The 17540-nt window shown below is 71.7% G+C and carries 9 protein-coding genes; 7 read left to right on the top strand and 2 right to left on the bottom strand.

What is annotated here, in order from left to right:
- The first annotated feature begins 2 nt into the window (after nt 1-2).
- Together WMF11_RS28155 and WMF11_RS28150 are read left to right on the top strand one after the other, a co-directional pair.
- Entirely contained in the window at nt 3-2756 is a 2754-nt protein-coding gene (locus tag WMF11_RS28155) for an FG-GAP repeat domain-containing protein (protein WP_437972897.1), read from the top strand.
- Nucleotides 2753-4003: a PEGA domain-containing protein gene (locus WMF11_RS28150; protein WP_437972896.1), complete on the top strand. Its 1251-nt coding sequence runs from the start codon at nt 2753-2755 to the stop codon at nt 4001-4003. Before WMF11_RS28155 ends, WMF11_RS28150 begins: the two co-directional genes overlap by 4 nt.
- A 171-nt stretch (nt 4004-4174) precedes the next feature.
- Here the strand turns inward: WMF11_RS28150 and WMF11_RS28145 are convergent, their stop codons facing one another.
- Together WMF11_RS28145 and WMF11_RS28140 are read right to left on the bottom strand one after the other, a co-directional pair.
- Nucleotides 4175-10561, bottom strand: a complete 6387-nt coding sequence (locus WMF11_RS28145; protein WP_437972895.1) for a DUF4215 domain-containing protein — start codon at nt 10559-10561, stop codon at nt 4175-4177.
- 402 nt (nt 10562-10963) lie between these two features.
- Complete coding sequence (locus WMF11_RS28140) at nt 10964-11860, bottom strand: SDR family oxidoreductase (protein WP_437972894.1); 897 nt, start codon at nt 11858-11860, stop codon at nt 10964-10966.
- A 420-nt stretch (nt 11861-12280) separates the two neighbouring features.
- On the opposite strand from WMF11_RS28140, the gene WMF11_RS28135 reads away from it, so the two are divergent.
- From WMF11_RS28135 to WMF11_RS28115, 5 genes are all read left to right on the top strand, one after another.
- On the top strand, nt 12281-12511 hold the full coding sequence (locus WMF11_RS28135) for a hypothetical protein (RefSeq protein WP_437541335.1): 231 nt from the start codon (nt 12281-12283) through the stop codon (nt 12509-12511).
- Nucleotides 12512-12648: 137 nt separating this feature from the next.
- Complete coding sequence (locus WMF11_RS28130) at nt 12649-13920, top strand: hypothetical protein (protein ID WP_437972893.1); 1272 nt, start codon at nt 12649-12651, stop codon at nt 13918-13920.
- Entirely contained in the window at nt 13917-14462 is a 546-nt protein-coding gene (locus WMF11_RS28125) for a glycine-rich domain-containing protein (protein ID WP_437972892.1), read from the top strand. The genes WMF11_RS28130 and WMF11_RS28125 overlap by 4 nt, the downstream gene beginning before the upstream one ends.
- A gap of 26 nt (nt 14463-14488) precedes the next feature.
- Nucleotides 14489-15670: an MFS transporter gene (locus tag WMF11_RS28120; protein WP_437972891.1), complete on the top strand. Its 1182-nt coding sequence runs from the start codon at nt 14489-14491 to the stop codon at nt 15668-15670.
- 64 nt (nt 15671-15734) lie between these two features.
- Nucleotides 15735-17378, top strand: coding sequence for a flavin-containing monooxygenase (locus WMF11_RS28115; RefSeq protein WP_437972890.1), 1644 nt, complete (start codon nt 15735-15737; stop codon nt 17376-17378).
- Nucleotides 17379-17540 lie beyond the last annotated feature (162 nt).

Genomic DNA, 17540 nt, shown 5'->3' with positions numbered 1-17540 from the left:
ACGTGCGCGCGATCGGGGGGGCCGCGGCGCTGCTCGTCGCGGCCGCCGGCTCCGCCGGGTGCGTGGAGCTCGGCGAGATCTCCCCGGGCGTGTGCGGCAACGGCGTCATCGAGCCGTCGCGCAACGAGGACTGCGACTGCTTCGAGGCCAGCGCGCCCTGCGAGGTGAAGACGCAGGACGCGCTGGGCGCGACCTCGACGACCTGGTGCAACCCGCGCGGAAGCGAGAACGAGTGCCGCTTCGTGTGCAACGACGTGGACCGCACGTGCCCGAGCGGGTGGGGCTGCGGGGTCGACGGCGTGTGCCGCGTCTCCACGGGCAATTTCAAGCCGCTCGGCGCCGCGCTGCCGCTCGGCGCGCAGCGGCTGATCACGGGTGATCTCGACGGCGACGGCCGCGGCGACCTCGTGGGCGTCGGCTCGACGAGCCTCGAGGCGCTCTATTTCGACGCGAACAGCACGGTGGGGACCCAGGTGTCGATCCCCTCGGCAGGGGACACGCCCGCGCTCGCGCGCCTCACCGACGACGAGACGACGGACATCGCGCTCAGCGTGGGGCCTGGCGTGGCGATCCTGAGCGGCGAGCCGGGCCGCACGTTCGCGCCGGTCCCCGTGCTCGCGTCGGTGTTTCGCCTGGGTTTGCTGCTCGGCGAGGCGTCCGAGACGACGACCCTCCGCGGCGCGTGGCTCTTGCCCGTCGGCAGCACGCGCGAGTACGGACAGACGTGGGTCGCCCTGGTCGCCGGGACCGACACGCGCGGGGCGGCGCCGGAGGATGTCATCGCCGTCGTGCAAGGGTCGGAGAGCGGCCCGCTGTCGTTCATCGATAGGCAGCGAGGGCTGCGCGACGTCGCCGGTCCGCTCGCGAGCGCGGAGCTCGGCGGCGGCCCGCTGCACGAGGTGGTCGTCGCCCTCGCGGACGACTCGGCCGTGCACATCTACTCGCCGGACGACGGCGCGCACACCGCGGTGGAGCTCCCGGCAGGGGCGCGGATCGCGGGCGCGGCCTTCCTCCGGGACGTGAACGGCGACGGCGTCCTCGATCTGCTCGTGGGCGCCACGTGCGCGCAGCCTGATCCCCGCTTGCCCGCGGGCGCGCCTTGCTACGAGCTCGACGTCGCGGAGGGCGCAGGCGGCGGCGCGTTCGGCGGCATGGCGCCGTACGGCGATCTCTCGTACCCGGCGGGCGGCATGAGCGCCGGGCGCTTGCCCGGCTTCGGGGCCCCCGTCGCGATCGGCGATCTCAACGGCGACGGGGTGCTCGACATCGTGGATCCCGACGCCGTGAGGCTCGGAAAGATCCGGCCGTCTCCTCCCTACCAGGTCGAGTTCGACCGGCTCGCGCCGGCGAACGGCCGGCGCTGGACCAGCGCGGTGATCGCGGACCTGACCGGCAACGGCGCGCCCGACGTCGTCGCCGGCTCCGCCGACGCGACGGATCTGACATTCTTCAACGGCGTCCCCGGCGCGGAGGCCGCCGATTTCAAGCTCAACGAGCTCAAGATCCCGACGCTGGGCAACGTCTCGAGCTTCGTCGTGGGCGACTTCGACGGCGATCTCTTGCCGGACCTCTCGTTCGCCGAGAGCGCCGGCAGCTCGCTGTCGAGCGCGGAGCACCCGACGCTGGCCGTCTGCTTCGGCCGGTACATGAAGGCGCCGGAGCCGCCGGTGCGGCTCGGCGCCTTCGAGGGGCTCCTCGACATTGCGGCGGTGCGGCTCCCCGAGCCGGACGACGCCGTGGACGACATCAGCGTGCTCTTCTCGCACGGCGGCGACGTCGCGTTCAGCCTCATCGAGGGCAGCAGCTCGCGGTCGCTGCTGCCGCCGTTGCCGCTCGTCCGCTCGGACGACGTGCGGCACGCAGGCGAGCTGCGCGCCGTGAGGAGCGTCGCCGGCCGCTTCGGGGGCGATCGGGCGGAGGTCGCCTCGCTGACGATCGCTCCTCCGAGCCCTGGCTCCTCCCGGGGCTCGGCCGAGCTCTGGCTCTTGCCGGCGGTCGACTCGAGCGCCATCGCCATGGTCGACGAGGCCAAGCACCGCGTCTCGCTCCCCGCGGAGCTCGTTCCCTCCCGGGAGCCCGCGTGGGCGCTGGATGGGGTCGCCGTCGATCTCGACGGCGATGGAACCGACGAGCTCGTCCTCTCGCTGCCGATCGAGGTCGCGGCGGAGGACGCGGCAGCGGAGCCGGGGACGCCGGCCCTGGCCGGCGCGGTCACCCTCGTGCGCCGCGGCGCGAGCGCCGCCTTCGAGGCGCCGGAGGCGGCCTTCTCGCCCGCGCCTCACACGCTGTACGGGGGGCTCCGCGCCGGCGACATGGACGGCGACGGTCACGCGGACGTCGTGGGCATCGCGTACGAGCTGGCGAAAGGGACGCGAACGATCACGGCGAGCCGACTCGCCGTCTTCTGGAACACGGGCGAGGGCGCGCTCGACGCGCCGATCGAGATCGAGGTACCCGACCCCAGCCTCAAGGACCCGGCGAGCGAGGTCACCAGCGTCGACTTCGCCCGCGTCGACGACGGGAGGGGAAGGTCGCTCGTCGTGCTCACGCGCAGCGCGGCCTACGCGCTCGATGTGTGCGGCGACGGCGCGGCGGGCTGCCATGATCTCGGCCAGCACCAGCTCCGCAAGCTGGACGGCATCCCCGGCGGCTCCGCGATCGCGACGTGCGACGTCCTCGGCGATGGGGTCGACGATCTCGCGGTGCTCAGCGACGGCGCGCTCCGCGTCCACGAAGGAGTCCCGAGCCGCCGATGAAGACCTCGCTGTGCGTCGTGCTCGTGGCCTTCGCGGCGACCGCGCTCGCGCCGAGCGCGGCCTCGGCCGAGGAGGACATCGAGCAGGCGAAGGCGCTCTACAACGCCGGCGCCCAGGCCTACGCGGCGACACGGTACCGCGACGCGGTGCAGTCGTTCGAGGCGGCGTACAGGAAGGCGCCGCGCCCTGCTCTCCTGTTCTCGCTGGCCCAGGCCTACCGGCGCCTGTACGTGGTCGAGCAGAGCCCCGAGGCGCTGCGGGCCGCCATCGCGAACTACCGGCGCTATCTGGAGCAGGTCCCGCAGGGCGGGCGCCGCGCGGACGCGACCGAGGCCCTGAGCGAGCTCGGGGTGATCGCCGCGCGCCTCGAGGCGAGCGCTCCGTCGTCGCCCGCCGCGCCGGAGGCGGCGCCGCCCGACGTCAGGCCGCGGACCCGCATCAACGTCACCTCGCCGACCGCGGGCGCCCGCGTGTCCATCGACGGCGGCGCGCTGGCCGACGTGCCGCTGATGGCCGAGGTGCAGCCGGGCAAGCACCGGATCAAGATCACGGCCGACGGCCACGTCGACGAGGAGCGCGAGGTGGTCGCGATCGAGGGGGACATCCTCGGGATCGACCGGGAGCTGCGCGAGCGGCCGGCGCTCCTCCAGGTGAAGGCCCCCGTCGGCGCGCAGGTCACGCTGGACGGGCGCTTCGTCGGCACGACGCCGCTGCCGCTCCTCCAGGTCGCCCCGGGCAAGCGGTTCTTCGTCGCCACGAAGAACGGCCACGGGCCGTTCTCCCGCGAGCTGTCGCTCCGCCGCGGCGAGCGCCTCGTCATCGACGTGGGCCTCACGAGCTCCTTCCAGCGGAAGATGTCCTATGGCCTCGTCGCGATGGGGGTCCTGTCCGCCGGCGTGGGCGTGCTGACGCTGGCCACGGGCCTCGAGGAAGAGGACCAGGCGCGCGAGATCGCGGAGAAGCGCGCGGCGCAGGGGATCTCGGAGAAGGAGCTGGGCGACTACCAGGCTCACCTCGACACGCGCGACGAGCTCGCGAACGCGACCGTCGGCCTGTTCGGCACGGCCGCGGCGTTCGCCCTCGGCGGCTTCGTGTTCTACGCGTTCGACACGCCGAACCCGCCGCCGCTGCCCGCGCGCACGGACCCCGCGCCCGCGCGCACGGGCGGCCCGATGCTCGAGCTCTCGGCCGCGCCGATCCTCGGGCCGGGGCTCGGCGGGGCGGGGCTCGTCGGCCGGTTCTGGTGAATCTGGTGAAGGCGCCGCAGCGCCCCGGGCCGCCGAGGGCGGCCATCGCGAGCTAGCGGCGGTATCTGGGAGGAGGTCGACCCGAGTCACGCGCCGTGCGGCGCCGGGGTCGCGGGCGAGCGAGGGAGGCGTCGAACGACGCCTTCGCCCCGCGCGCCCGCCTTCGCTCGATCAGTTGGGGAACCCGTCGAACTGGCAGGTCAGGCTGCAGCCGTCGCCGCCCGTGCGGTTGCCGTCGTCGCACGCCTCGTAGGTGCTCTGCAGCTTGCCGTCGCCGCAGTACGGGCCGTAGACGCAGCCCGGCGCGCACTTGCCGTAGCCGCCGGTGTTGTTGCCGTCGCCGTCGTCGCACTGCTCCGGGCCGTTGCGGATGCCGTCGCCGCAGCGCGGGCCGAGCTGGCAGCGCGGGCCGCACTGGCCGTAGCCGCCGTCGTTCTTGCCGTCGTCGCACTGCTCGCCCGGCTGGACCACGCCGTCGCCGCACTGCCCGCCGAGGCGGCAGTTGTTGCTGCAGCCCGTGGCCTCGTTCGGGGGATCGCACTGCTCGCCCCACTCCTCGTCGACCCGGCGGTCACCGCACTTCGCCGCCGGGCTGCAGTCGGGCATGCAGCTCCCGTAGAAGCCGTCGTTCACGCCGTCGTCGCAGGTCTCGGCGCCGTTGACGCGGCCGTCGCCGCAGTACGGCCCGTACTGGCAGAGGGCATTGCACCCGTTGTATTCGCCGCTGTTCTCGCCCTCGCCGAGATCGCAGTCCTCCTCCGCGGGCTGGACGATGCCGTCACCGCAGCGCGGCCCGAAGATGCACGAGGGCCCGCACTTGCCGTACTCGCCGTCGTTGATCCCGTCGTCGCACTCCTCGCCGAACTGCGGCTGGATCACCCCGTCGCCGCAGTGCGCGCCGAGCCGGCAGCTCACGCAGTTCGGGTCGGTCGCGCTGTCGCACTCCTCGCCCCAGTCCGCGTCGACGCGGTTGTCGCCGCACCTCGGCGCCGGCGTGCAGCCCGGCGCGCAGGTGCCGTAGGTGCCGTCGTTCACGCCGTCGTCGCACGCCTCGGCGCCGTTCCTGATGCCGTCGCCGCAGTACGGCCCGTAGTCGCAGGTCGCGGTGCACCCGCCGTACCCGCCGGTGTTCTGCCCGCTGCCGAGATCGCAGTCCTCCTCGGTGGGCTGGACGATGCCGTCGCCGCAGCGCGGCCCGTGGAGGCACGAGAGCCCGCACTGGCCGTACCCGCCGTCGTTGACGCCGTCGTCGCACTCCTCGCCGAGGGCCGGCTGCGTGACCCCGTTGCCGCACTGCGCGGGGAGCCGGCAGCTCACGCAGCTCGGGTCAGCCGCGTTGTCGCACTCCTCGCCCCACTCGGCGTCGACGCGGTTGTCACCGCACCTCGGCGCCGGCGTGCAGCTCGGGTTGCAGGTGCCGTACGCGCCGTCGTTCACGCCGTCGTCGCACCCCTCGGCGCCGTTCCTGATGCCATCGCCGCAGTACGGACCGTAGTTGCAGGAGGCGGTGCACCCGCCGTACCCGCCGGTGTTCTGCGCGCTGCCGAGGTCGCAGCGCTCTTCGTCGGGCTGGACGATGCCGTCGCCGCAGCGCGGCCCGTAGAGGCACGCGGGGCCGCACTGGCCGTACCCGCCGTCGTTGACGCCGTCGTCGCACTCCTCGCCGAGGGCCGGCTGCGTGATCCCGTTGCCGCATTGCGGGGGGAGCTGGCAGTTCAGGCAGTTCGGGTCGGCCGCGTTGTCGCACTCCTCGCCCCACTCGGCGTCGACGCGGTTGTCGCCGCACCTCGGGGCCGCCGTGCAGTTCGCGTTGCAGGTGCCGTAAGCGCCGTCGTTCTTGCCGTCGTCGCACGACTCGGCGCCGTTCCTGATGCCGTCGCCGCAGTACGGACCGTAGTTGCAGGTCGCGGTGCACCCGCCGTACCCGCCGGTGTTCTGGCCGCTGCCGAGATCGCAGCGCTCTTCCTCGGGCTGGACGATGCCGTCGCCGCAGCGCGGCCCGTAGAGGCACGAGAGCCCGCACTGGCCGTACCCGCCGTCGTTGACGCCGTCGTCGCACTCCTCGCCGAGGTCCCGCTGCGTGGCCCCGTCGCCGCAGTGCTCGCCGCGCTGGCAGCTCACGCAGTTCGGGTCGGTCGCGCTGTCGCACTCCTCGCCCCAGTCGGCGTCGACGCGGTTGTCGCCGCACATCGCCGCCGGCGTGCAGTTCGGGTTGCAGGTGCCGTAGAAGCCGTCGTTGACGCCGTCATCGCACCCCTCGGTGCCGTTCCTCCTGCCGTCGCCGCAGTACGGCCCGATCTGGCACTCGCGCGTGCAGCCGCCGTAGCCGCTCGCCGTGTTGCCGGAGCCGAGGTCGCACGCCTCGTACGGCGCGTTGACCGCGCCGTCGCCGCACCGGGGCGGGGCCACGCACCCGGGCGCGCAGGCGTTCGAGGCGTTGGCGTACGTGCTGTTGTTGACCCCGTTGTCGCAGGTCTCCAGGCCGTTCCTGACGCCGTCGCCGCAGTACGGACCGAGCTGGCAGTTGTTGCACTGGCCGTAGCCCGTCCCGTTCCTGCTGCCGTCGTCGCACTCCTCGCCCGGCGTCACGACCGGCGGGTCGACCCCGCACTGCGGCGTGCACACCGACGTGCCGGCGCTGAAGCCCGACAGCGTGAGCTGGTAGTTCGACCCGGTGACGTGGCGCTCGGCCTGGAACACCGCGATCTCGTAGACCTTGCCCGGCTCGAGGTTCAGGTCGACATCGTAGGTGGCGCCGCGGTCCGTGCAGCCGGAGTTGGCGGGGCAGGGGGTCACGCGGGCGTCGCCGTTGTCCAGGATGGTCACGCTCTCCTGGAGCTGCGCGTGAATGCTGCCGATGTCCGCGGTCAGCGTGTTCTTGATGAACACCCAGACGTCGTCGTCACCGAAGAAGGTGAGCACCGGATCGGCCGCGGCGCCGTTCGGCGTGAACTGGAACCAGTACCGGACCTCGCTCGTGAAGTAGTAGTTGTGCGAGGGGTTGCTCTGCTGCGCCCGCTCCAGCCCGGCGGAGACCAGGTTGTTGAGCGCGGGATCGGCGCCCGGCGGGTCGATGTCCACCGGCCAGAACGGGTTCCGCTGGTACACGTACCTGCCGGCCTGCGCGGTCAGCTCGATGCTGGTGACGAGCGTCCTGTTGTACGTCGGGTTGTCCCGGTACCACCACTGGAAGTTGTCCTGCCCCGTGGTCCAGCCGTTCGCGTCGCTCGGCGTGACGAAGCCGGGGCCGAACCTGCTCACGGGCTTGCCGGCGGTGTCGAGCGTCGGCTGGACGATCCTGTCGATCTGATTGCCGCTGGGGGTGATCTCGAAATCGAAGTGGCCGACGAGGTTGTCCGTCAGGTTGGCGTCGCACGCGGTGTTGCTGACGTTGCGGTTGTAGTCGCCCGGGCACCAGCCGATGAAGTCGCGGATGACCATCGGCAGCCGCATCTCGCTTGGCTGAGCGGTGCAGGTGTAGCCCGGCTCGATCGTGCACGTCGCGGAGCATCCGTCGCCGCTCACGGTGTTGCCGTCGTCGCACGCCTCGGTGGCGTCGCCGGGCAGGAGCATGCCGTCGCCGCACTTCGAGATGCACGCGCCGCGGCTGCAGTCCGGCTCGCCCTTGCAGTCCGGCGTGCAGCCGTCGCGCCAGTTGCCGTTGCCGTCGTCGCAGGCCTCGGTGCCCTCGCGAATGTTGTTGCCGCAGACGGAGAAGCCCGTGCAGTCCTGGGGCTCTCCGTCGTCGCAGACGCTCCCCGGCTCGATCCGGCAGGTCTCGTCGCAGCCGTCGTCCGAGAACGGATTGCCGTCGTCGCACTGCTCGGCGCCGTTCTTGAACCCGTCTCCGCAGACGGTCTTGCAGGGGAACCCGACGCGCGAGCAATCCCACCCGTCCTCGATCATCTGGCAATCGGCGCTGCAGCCGTCGCCGCTCGCCGGGGGCTGCTTCCCGTCGTCGCACACCTCGGTGCCGCCGATCTTGCCGTCGCCGCACACGGGCGGCGGCGGCGGGGTGCAGCGCCCGCCGCCCGGCGGGCACGTCCAGCCGACCTCGATCCTGCACTGCGCGGTGCAGCCGTCGCCGCCGACAGGGTTTTCCCCGCCGCCGTCGTCGCACTGCTCGCCGAGCTGCACTGCGCCGTCGCCGCAATAGGTCCTCACGGTGCAGGGCTGGCCGGGCTTGCAGATCCAGCCCTGCTCGAGCCGGCAATCCGCCGTGCAGCCGTCGCCCGACGCGGAGCCGCCGTCGTCGCACTCCTCGCCGTTGTTCACCCGGCCATCGCCGCACTGGAAGACGAGGACGCAGGCCCTGCCCGGCTCGGGGCACACGTACGCCGGGTCCACCGTCTTGCAATCCGCGCTGCAGCCGTCGCCGCCCGCGGTGTTGCCGTCGTCGCAGAGCTCGCCGGGGTTCACGGCGCCATCGCCGCACCGGAACAGGAGCACGCAGGGCTGGCCCGGGGTCGGGCAGCTGTAGAAGGACTCCTGCCGGCACAGGCTCGAGCAGCCGTCGCCGCCCGCGGCGTTGCCGTCATCGCACTGCTCGCCGGTCTCCTTGAGGCCGTTGCCGCAGGCCGGCAGCCGCGTGCACGGCTGGCCCGGCAGGTTGCACTGATACCCCGGCTCGCGCATGCAGTCCGCGCTGCAGCCGTCGCCGGACGCAGGCGGGGAGTCGCCGTCCTCGCACTGCTCGCCGTCGTTCACGCGGCCGTCGCCGCACCAGTAGTTGAGGGTGCAGGGCTGACCCGGCGTGGTGCACGTGTAGATCGGGTCCACCCCGCTGCAGTCGGCGCTGCAGCCGTCGCCGCCCACCGTGTTGCCGTCGTCGCAGACCTCGCCCGGGCTGAGCACGCCGTCGCCGCACCGGATCAAGAACTCGCAGGGCTGCCCCGGGGTCCTGCAGTTGTAGAAGGCCTCCTGCCGGCACAGGCTCGAGCAGCCGTCGCCGCTCGCCGTGTTGCCGTCATCGCACTGCTCGCCGGTCTCCTTGAGGCCGTTGCCGCAGGCCGGCGGCCGGGTGCACGGCTGACCGGGGCGGCTGCACTGATACCCCTCCTCGCGCATGCAGGTGGCGCTGCAGCCGTCGCCGCTCCGGGTGTTCCCGTCCTCGCACTGCTCGCCGTCGTTCACGCGGCCGTCACCGCACCAGTAGAGGCGGGTGCAGGGCTGACCCGGTCTCGGGCACGTGTAGATCGGGTCCACCGCGCTGCAGTCGGCGCTGCAGCCGTCCCCGCCCACCGTATTGCCGTCGTCGCAGACCTCGCCCGGGTTGATCGCGCCGTCGCCGCACCAGTAGAGGAGGGTGCAGGGCCGGCCCGGGGTCGGGCAGGTGTAGAAGGACTCCTGACGGCACAGGCTCGAGCAGCCGTCGCCGCCCGCGGTGTTGCCGTCATCGCACTGCTCGCCGCTCTCCAGGGCGCCGTTGCCGCAGACCGGCAGGCGCTCGCACGGCTGCCCGGGCTTCGAGCACACGAAGCCGGACTCGCGCATGCAGGTCGCGCTGCAGCCGTCGCCGGAGGCGGGCGGGTCGTCGCCGTCCTCGCACTGCTCGCCGTTGTTCACGCGCCCGTCGCCGCAGCGATAGAGGAGGATGCAGGGCTTCCCCGGCTCGGAGCACGCGTAAAGCGGATCCAGCGTCTTGCAGTCGGCGCTGCAGCCGTCGCCGCCCTGGGCGTTGCCGTCGTCGCAGATCTCGCCCGGATCCACCGCGCCGTCGCCGCACCGGATCAGGAGCTCGCAGGGCTGCCCCGGCGTCGTGCAGACGTAGAAGGACTCCTGTCGGCAGAGGCTCGAGCAGCCGTCGCCGCTCGCGGCGTTGCCGTCGTCGCAGAGCTCGCCGGCCTCCTTGATCCCGTTGCCGCAGACCGGCAGGCGCTCGCACGGCTGCCCGGGCTTCGGGCACACGAAGCCCGCCTCCCGCTTGCAGTCCGCGCCGCAGCCGTCGCCGGGCGTCTCGTTGCGGTCGTCGCACTCCTCGGAGCCGTTCACGCGGCCATCGCCGCAGTCGTAGAGCAGCGTGCACGGCTCGCCCGGCCTCGGACAGACGTACGAGGGATCGACGAAGATGCAGTCTGCGCTGCATCCGTCGCCGTCCGCGGTGTTGCCGTCGTCGCAGAACTCGCCCGGATCGACCACGCCATCGCCGCAGGCGATGGTCAGCACGCACGGCTCGCCGGGCGTCGGACATGCACAGTAAGGCTCGATCTCGCACAGACCGGAGCAGCAATCGCCGGGCAGGCTGTTGCCGTCGTCGCACGCCTCGCTGGCCTGGTTGATCTCGCCGTCGCCGCAGGCGGGCTCCTGGGGCAAGAGGCACTCGGGGGGCGGGTCGTCGACGGCGCAGGGATCGGGCCCACCGCCGCTCCCGCCGCCGCCGGAGGCGACGCCCGAGCCGAAGTCACTGCCACCGCCGCCGTCGCCGGAGCCGCTGGAGGTCACGCTCCCCGCGCCGCCTACGCCAGGATCGCCCGTGGTGGAGGGCGCACCCCCTCCACAGGCGGCGAGTATTTGCAGCAATCCCACGGCCAAAGCCAGATAAGACGTTCTCAACCTCACGACACACCTCGACGAACACGAGCGGCTGCGCTCGGGCAGGACCAGGACGAACACGAGCGGCTGCGCTCGGGCAGAAAGGCCGACGACCCGTCTCCAGGGTAGCCCGGCCGCCCTTCGCACCCCTAGACGAAAATCGCCTCATCCTGCGCCACTCAGCCACATCCGCAGGAGCGCCCGTTCGCAGCGGAGCCTGCGGAGCACCGCTGGCGATTGACGCGCGTTGCGCGGCGCAGCGACGGATGGACACGGTGTTTCATTTCAGCTGCGGGTGCACAGGCGCGCGAGCCAGGCTGGCAGCCCGGTTCGGTCTTGACATTCGCCCTGCGACGGGAGCCCGGAGACGGTTTGGGTCCCAAGAAGGCGCGGAGATCTCCGCGCCCCGCGGATCCCCGCTGTTGCGCGCTATCCGCCGGCTCGCCTGAGCACGCCGCCGAGGCCCATCCACTCGATGTACGCCCGCTGCACGTCCTCGGTCCTGCGGTTGATCTCCTCCGCGGCGCCGTTGCCCAGCGGGTCGAGCACGGTGCGCAGCGGCCGCTCCCCGGCCGGCAGCTGCGTGAGCTTCAGGATCGCGTCCGCGACCTGCTGCGGGTCCGGCGGACCCTGGCGCTTCATCGTCTCGATCACCGGCTTCCACAGCTCCGCGGCGAGCGCGAAGAGGGCGCCATACTCCGCCGCTCGGGCCTCGTCGGCCTGCATCGCGTTGGCCATCACGCCGGTCGTCGGGAACGCGCCCGGCTCGACGATGGCGACGTCGATCCCGAGCGGCGCGAGCTCGTAACTTGCGCACTCGGCCATCGCCTCCAGCGCGAACTTGCTCGCGCTGTAATGGCCGAAGAGCGGCGTCGCGACCCGCCCGACGGCGCTGCTCACGTGGACGAGGAGGCCGCTCTTCTGCCGCCGCATCGCGGGCAGCACGGCGCGGTTGACGCGCACGGCGCCGAGGTAGTTCACCTGGAACATCGCCTCGGCCTGCGCCACGGTGAACGCCTCGATCGGCCCCTGCGACAGGACGCCCGCGTTGTTGATCACCACGTCGACGCCGCCCGCCTCGTCGAGCGCGCGCGCCACGCCCGCGTCGACCGAGGCGTCGCTCGTCACGTCGAGCTCGATCACGCGGAGCGCGAGCCCCTCGCGCGCGGCGAGCTCCGCGAGCTCGGACGCCGGCCCCGCGTTCTTCGACGCGATCGCGCGCATCCCGGCGAAGACGCGGTGTCCCGCGCGGGCGAGGGTGACGGCGGTCGCGCGGCCGAAGCCGCTGCTGGATCCTGTGATGAGGGAACGGAGCTCTCGGGTCATTCTCTCGCTCGCTTTCGAAAGGGGGAGCAAGGAGCGTATCGCGCTGGATCCCCCCGTGGAACCGGAGAACGGCGATCGTCGGGGTGCGCGGGACAATTTGCCACGCCCTCATCTGGGTATCGTCGCGACAAGATCGATTTCACTGTGAATTGCAGCGGTCGAATCGCAGGCTCGCGCGTGCGCGCCGAGATAGTTCCATCGGTCCTGGAGCGGCCGACTCGGCGGATGGCCGGGCGGCGCGATCCACCCATGGATTGCCTGCCTTGACCCCTTTGGGTTGAACCGTATAGTCAGCCAGACGGTCTGGCTGCCCACAAATCGTGTCTGCCGGACCGTCGAGCACACGACCGCTGCCCCGCGCGGGTCGCGGACGTGTGCGCCGTGGTTGCATCGTCCACCATCACATCATCGGAGGTTCGAATGGAACACCTGATTCGGCAGATCGCCCAGGATCGTCTCTGGAAGCAGTGGATCGCGGCCAACACGTCCAGCGCGCCGACGCTCGACGCCGGCTGCATCTCGCGGAAGGAGGGCTGTATCTCGAAGAAGGCCGGCTGCATCTCGCGGAAGGCGGGCTGCATCTCGAAGAAGGCCGGCTGCATCTCGAAGAAGGCCGGCTGTATCTCGAAGAAGGCCGGCTGCATCAGCTGACGGAGCCGCCGGGGCCGCGAGCGAGGCGGCCGGACCAGGTTCATCTTGCCCTGGTCTTCTGCCTCGCTCGCGCGCGCCCGGACCGATGGGGGCCGCGCTTCTCGATGGCTGTTCAACCTTTTTCCAGGAGTCGACCGATGGACGCCCACGGACCGACGCTCGCGGCGATGATCGATCAGGTCAGGGACATCCCTATCTACCGACGGTCGATCGAGAATGGCTCTTTCCCCATCCTGGACAAGCCGGAGATCGCAAGAGGCTTTCCGGACAACTGGATGACCCCGAGGCTCGCCGAGGCGCTGAAGGTCGGCGAGGCGGAGCTCGTGCTCTCGACCGGGACCAACCACGCGCGGATGCAGATCATCCGCCCGCCTTTCTTCCTTCTGAAGTCGTACTACCGCCTGTGGAGCGAGCACCCCGACATCGCGGTCACCTGGCATGAGGGCTGCCAGCGCGTCTCGATCACCACGGTGCTGGCGACCGAGCACGTGGCGCGGCTCGCCGCGAGGCGGCGCGGCGCCGAGGCGCCGGCGCTCCCCGGCCTCGAGGATCGCCGGCTCGACGAGCGGACGCTCTATATCAACCTGCGGCTCGACCCGGCGCTCTGGGATCGCGGCGACGTCGAGCGCATGCTCGGCGAGATGAGCGCCGTCCGAGACGCGCATCCGCGAGGCCTTTATCACCTCGACTGCGATGGCTACCACCTCGCTCACCTTGTGAAGAAGGCCATGGACATGGGAGCGTGGGAGCGCTTTCCGAGGCCGGCCAGCGTCGTTCACGCCTACGAGCTCACGCCGAGGAACGTGCGGCGGTTTTTGGCGGAGCACGTCGAGTGCCCGATCGTCGACCTGTTCGGCAGCACCGAGCTCGGATATCTGTATTACAGCGATCGTCACGGCCGCTACTGGCCTTACCTGGACCAGATGCACCTCGAGCTGATCCCTGTCGAGGAGGGCAGCGCGATCTACAGCCTCATCGTCTCGAGCGTGCGCAACCCCTGCATGCCGCTCATCCGCTATCGCTCGGGCGACTGCGCCGAGACGGTCGACGGCTCCCCCGATCCGCTCCGGATCCGCCGGTTCTGCGGGCGCGAGCGGGAGCTCCTCTGGGCCGAGAAGAGGGGCCCGATCTCGCAGGCCGATCTCGATGACTGGATCGCCGTCTCCGCGCCGTCCGTCTTCATCTATCAGCTCCACACGGAGGGGCGGCGGCGGGGCCGATTGCTCTATACCACCTTCGACGACGCGCCCGTCGGCCCGGCCGCGGCGCGCGCGCTGCGAGAGCGGATCTGGGAGGGCGCCGGCCTCGACTGCGTCGTCGAGCACCGCGCCCAACTCGCCATCGGCAAGTCCGGGAAGTACGCATGGCTGGTGCAGGGCGGCGAGGCCGCGGAGCGAGGTGGCTCGTGACGACGGAACGACCCAGGGTGACGGCCGCCGCGCTGAAGGCGCGGCTCGACGGCGCGTTCTTCTCCGGCGTGGTGCGCCATTTCGTGCGGACCACCGGCGAGGAGCCCGCCTATGTCGAGCGTCAGGTGCTCGAATGCCTGCGGTACCTCTACCTGATATCGCGCTATCCGGAGCCGCTTGCCGGGCTGTTCCTGCCCGTGGAGCAGGCGATCGACGAGGTCTGGCATTACCTGATCTTGCAGACGCGGGAGTACCGCGAGCTGTGCGAGGAGCGCCTCCCGGGCCGCTTCTTCATCCATCACCGCAGCCTGCCCTACGAGGACTATCAGGAGGGGCAGGTCAGCCGGGAGCAGGCGATCGAGGAGGCGCTGCGCTGGCTGCCGCTCTACCGCGACGAGTTCGGCCCCTTCGACGAGGGCGCGCTGCCTCACTGGACGATGGTGCGCTTCCTCCACGAGCGCCTGGGCCTCTCCCTCGAGGCGATCGCCGCGCTCGACGCGGGGAACGGGGCCGCCCTGCGAGGCGTGGAGCGCGACCGTTGAGCCGTCAGGCTGTCGTCACTGCGCCCGTGCCCGCCACGTCGGTCAACACGCTGGTCCTGCTGCTTTGCCAGGTCCTGGGGATCGCTTCCGTGGTGTCGGTCCAGTTCGCCGGCAGCGTGGTGGGTGAGCGGCTCGCGCGGGACATGCGGCTCGCGACGGTCCCGGTGGCCGTGCTCGTGCTGTCCTCGGCCCTGGGCACCTGGCCGGCCAGCCAGCTGATGCGCCGCTTCGGGCGCAAGCCCTGCTTCATCGCCGCGGCGCTCCTGTCCGCCGGCTGCCTCGCGCTCGCGGCGCGCGCGGTGGACCGCTCCGATCTCCCGCTGTTCTGCGCGGCGGTCTCCGGCGTCGGCCTGCATGGCGCCTTCGTGCAGCAATACCGCTTCGCGATCCTCGAAGGGCAGGAGAGTCACCGGGCGCCGCGCCTCTTGACGATGATCCAGCTCGCCAGCGCGCTCGGCATCGTCCCAGGCATCTCGCTCTTCGGCCTGCTGGAAGGACGGACGTCGAGCGAGCTGCCCTCTGCCCTGCTCGTCCTCTCGGCGCTCCAGGTCGTCGCGGCGCTCGCGTTCGTGTCGTACCGGCCGCAGGAAGCGCGGGTCGCGGAGGCCCCCGCCGCGCACGACGCGGGGGCTCGCGCGCTGTACTGGCCCATGGTGGCGATGGGCGCCGGCGCATTCCTCGTGATGAGCCTCATCATGGTGCCGACGCCACTGCAGATGTGCGGCGTCGAGCAGAGCTCGATCCGGCAGGCGGGCTGGGTGATCGAGGTGCACCTCCTGAGCATGTACCTGCCTTCGCTCTCGGTGGGCGCTCTCCTGAAGCGGATGTCGATCGCGGCGCTCCAGGGGCTCGGGCTGCTGTTCTTGCTCGCGGGGTTCGTGATCAGCCTGGCTCCAGGGTTCGAAGGGCACCTGGTCGGGCTCTCGCTGGTCGGGGTCGGGTGGTGTTATGTGTTCGTGACCGCGACGACCCTTGTCGCGCGCAGCCGGCCCGGCCCCGAGCGTTTCCGGGCGCAGGGCGTCAATGATCTGTGCGTGTTCGCCGCCAGCGGCGCGGCGTCGCTCGCGTCCGGCGCGCTCCTGTCGGCGCTGGGGTGGAGCGGCCTCGTGCACCTCGGGGGGGTGCTGGTCCTGAGCTTGATGGCGCTCGCCCTTCGCGTCCACCGCGCCCCACGCCCGGCGCCGGCGCAAGGCGGCGCGCGTCTCTGAAGCGATCGCGCGGGGCCTCGATCGGCCTCCCGCGCACCCATGTCCGGAGAGGGAGGCGAACATCATGTCTGACGTGCAGCCGAATCGTTCAGGGGACAGCCCCGCGCCGCTGGGCCGCGTCGACGCCGTCGTCGTCGGCGCCGGGTTCGCGGGTCTGTACATGCTCTACCGCCTGCGCCGGCTCGGCCTCTCGGTCCGCGTCTACGAGGCGGGCGGCGGGGTGGGCGGCACCTGGTACTGGAACCGCTACCCCGGCGCGCGCTGCGACATCGCGAGCATGGACTACTCCTATTCGTTCTCTCCCGAGCTCCAGCAGGAATGGACGTGGACCGAGCGATACGCCACGCAGCCGGAGATCCTGCGTTATCTCGAGCACGTCGCGGACAGGTTCGAGCTCCGCGCGCACATCCAGCTCCGGACGCGGGTGACCGCGGCCGCCTTCGACGAGGCGACGGATCGGTGGGTGATCCGGACCGACGACGGCGCCAGCGTGTCCGCCCGGTTCTTGATCATGGCGACAGGCTGCCTGTCCGCCGCGAAGGTGCCCGACATCGCGGGGCTCGAGGCGTTCCGTGGCGAGCGATACCACACGAGCCACTGGCCGCACGGCGGCGTCGACTTCACCGGCAAGCGCGTCGGCGTCATCGGCACGGGCTCGTCCGGCGTCCAGGTCATCCCCGCCATCGCCGAGCAGGCGGCGCGACTCTTCGTCTTCCAGCGGACCCCGTGCTTCAGCGTGCCAGCGCGCAACGCGCCCCTGGAGGCGGCCTATGAATCGTGGATGAAGGCGAACTACGCGGAGCACCGGCAGAGGGCCCGCGAGACGCGCGCCGGGGTCATCATGGACGTCGACCCGCGCTCCGCGCTCGAGGTGCCGCCCGAGGAGCGGGAGCGCGCGTATCAGGCTCGCTGGGAGCAGGGCGGCACCGGCTTCCTCGCCACGTTCTCGGACGTGATGCGGTCCCGGGAAGCCAACGAGACCGCCGCCGAGTTCGTCCGATCCCGGATCCGCGCGACGGTCCGCGACCCCGCCGTCGCCGAGGCGCTGTCGCCGAGGGGGTATCCGCTGGGGACCCGGCGGCTCTGCGTCGACACAGGCTATTACGAGACCTTCAACCGGGAGAACGTCACGCTGGTCGACGTCAGGGCGTCGCCTATCGAGGAGATCACGAAGACGGGGCTCCGGACGCGGAGCGCGGAGTACACGCTCGACAGCCTCGTGTTCGCCACGGGCTTCGATGCCATGACGGGCGCCTTGACCAGGATCGAGCTCCGCGGGAGGGGCGGCGAGCCGCTCACGGCGAGGTGGGCCGACGGCCCGCGCACCTACCTCGGCGTCGCCATCGCCGGCTTCCCGAACCTGTTCACGATCACCGGGCCTGGGAGCCCGTCCGTGTTCAGCAATGCGATCGTCTCCATCGAGCAGCACGTGGAATGGATCGCGGACTGCATCGCGTACCTGCGAGAGCGGGGCTTCGCGCGCATCGAGGCCACCGCCGAGGCGGAGGACGCGTGGGTCGCGCACGCCAGCGAGGTGGCCGGCGGCACGCTGTATCCGCTGGCCAGCTCCTGGTACGTCGGGGCGAACATCCCTGGCAAGCCGCGCGTCCTCATGCCCTATGCCGGGGGCGTCGGCGCCTACAGAAAGCGGTGCGAGGCGGTCGCGGCTCAGGGATACGAGGGGTTCTCCCTGTCGAGGGCAGGGTAGCCGCGTCCAGCCGGGGTGGGCCCTCGTGATGGGCGCGATCGGCGCGGAGGCCGAGCACGGCGGTCCCCGCTCGCCCAGCGCCCGATCGGCGCGGCTCGCTGGCTCGAAGGGAGACGCGCGAGGGGGCCATCTGCAGCGCACGGCCGTCGGCTGCCCATCGCC

This window comes from Sorangium sp. So ce295 (assembly GCF_051527405.1).
Taxonomy (GTDB): domain Bacteria; phylum Myxococcota_A; class Polyangia; order Polyangiales; family Polyangiaceae; genus Sorangium; species Sorangium cellulosum_B.
The sequence above is the reverse complement of the archived record's forward strand: the minus strand, read 5'-3'. Positions and strand labels throughout refer to the sequence as shown.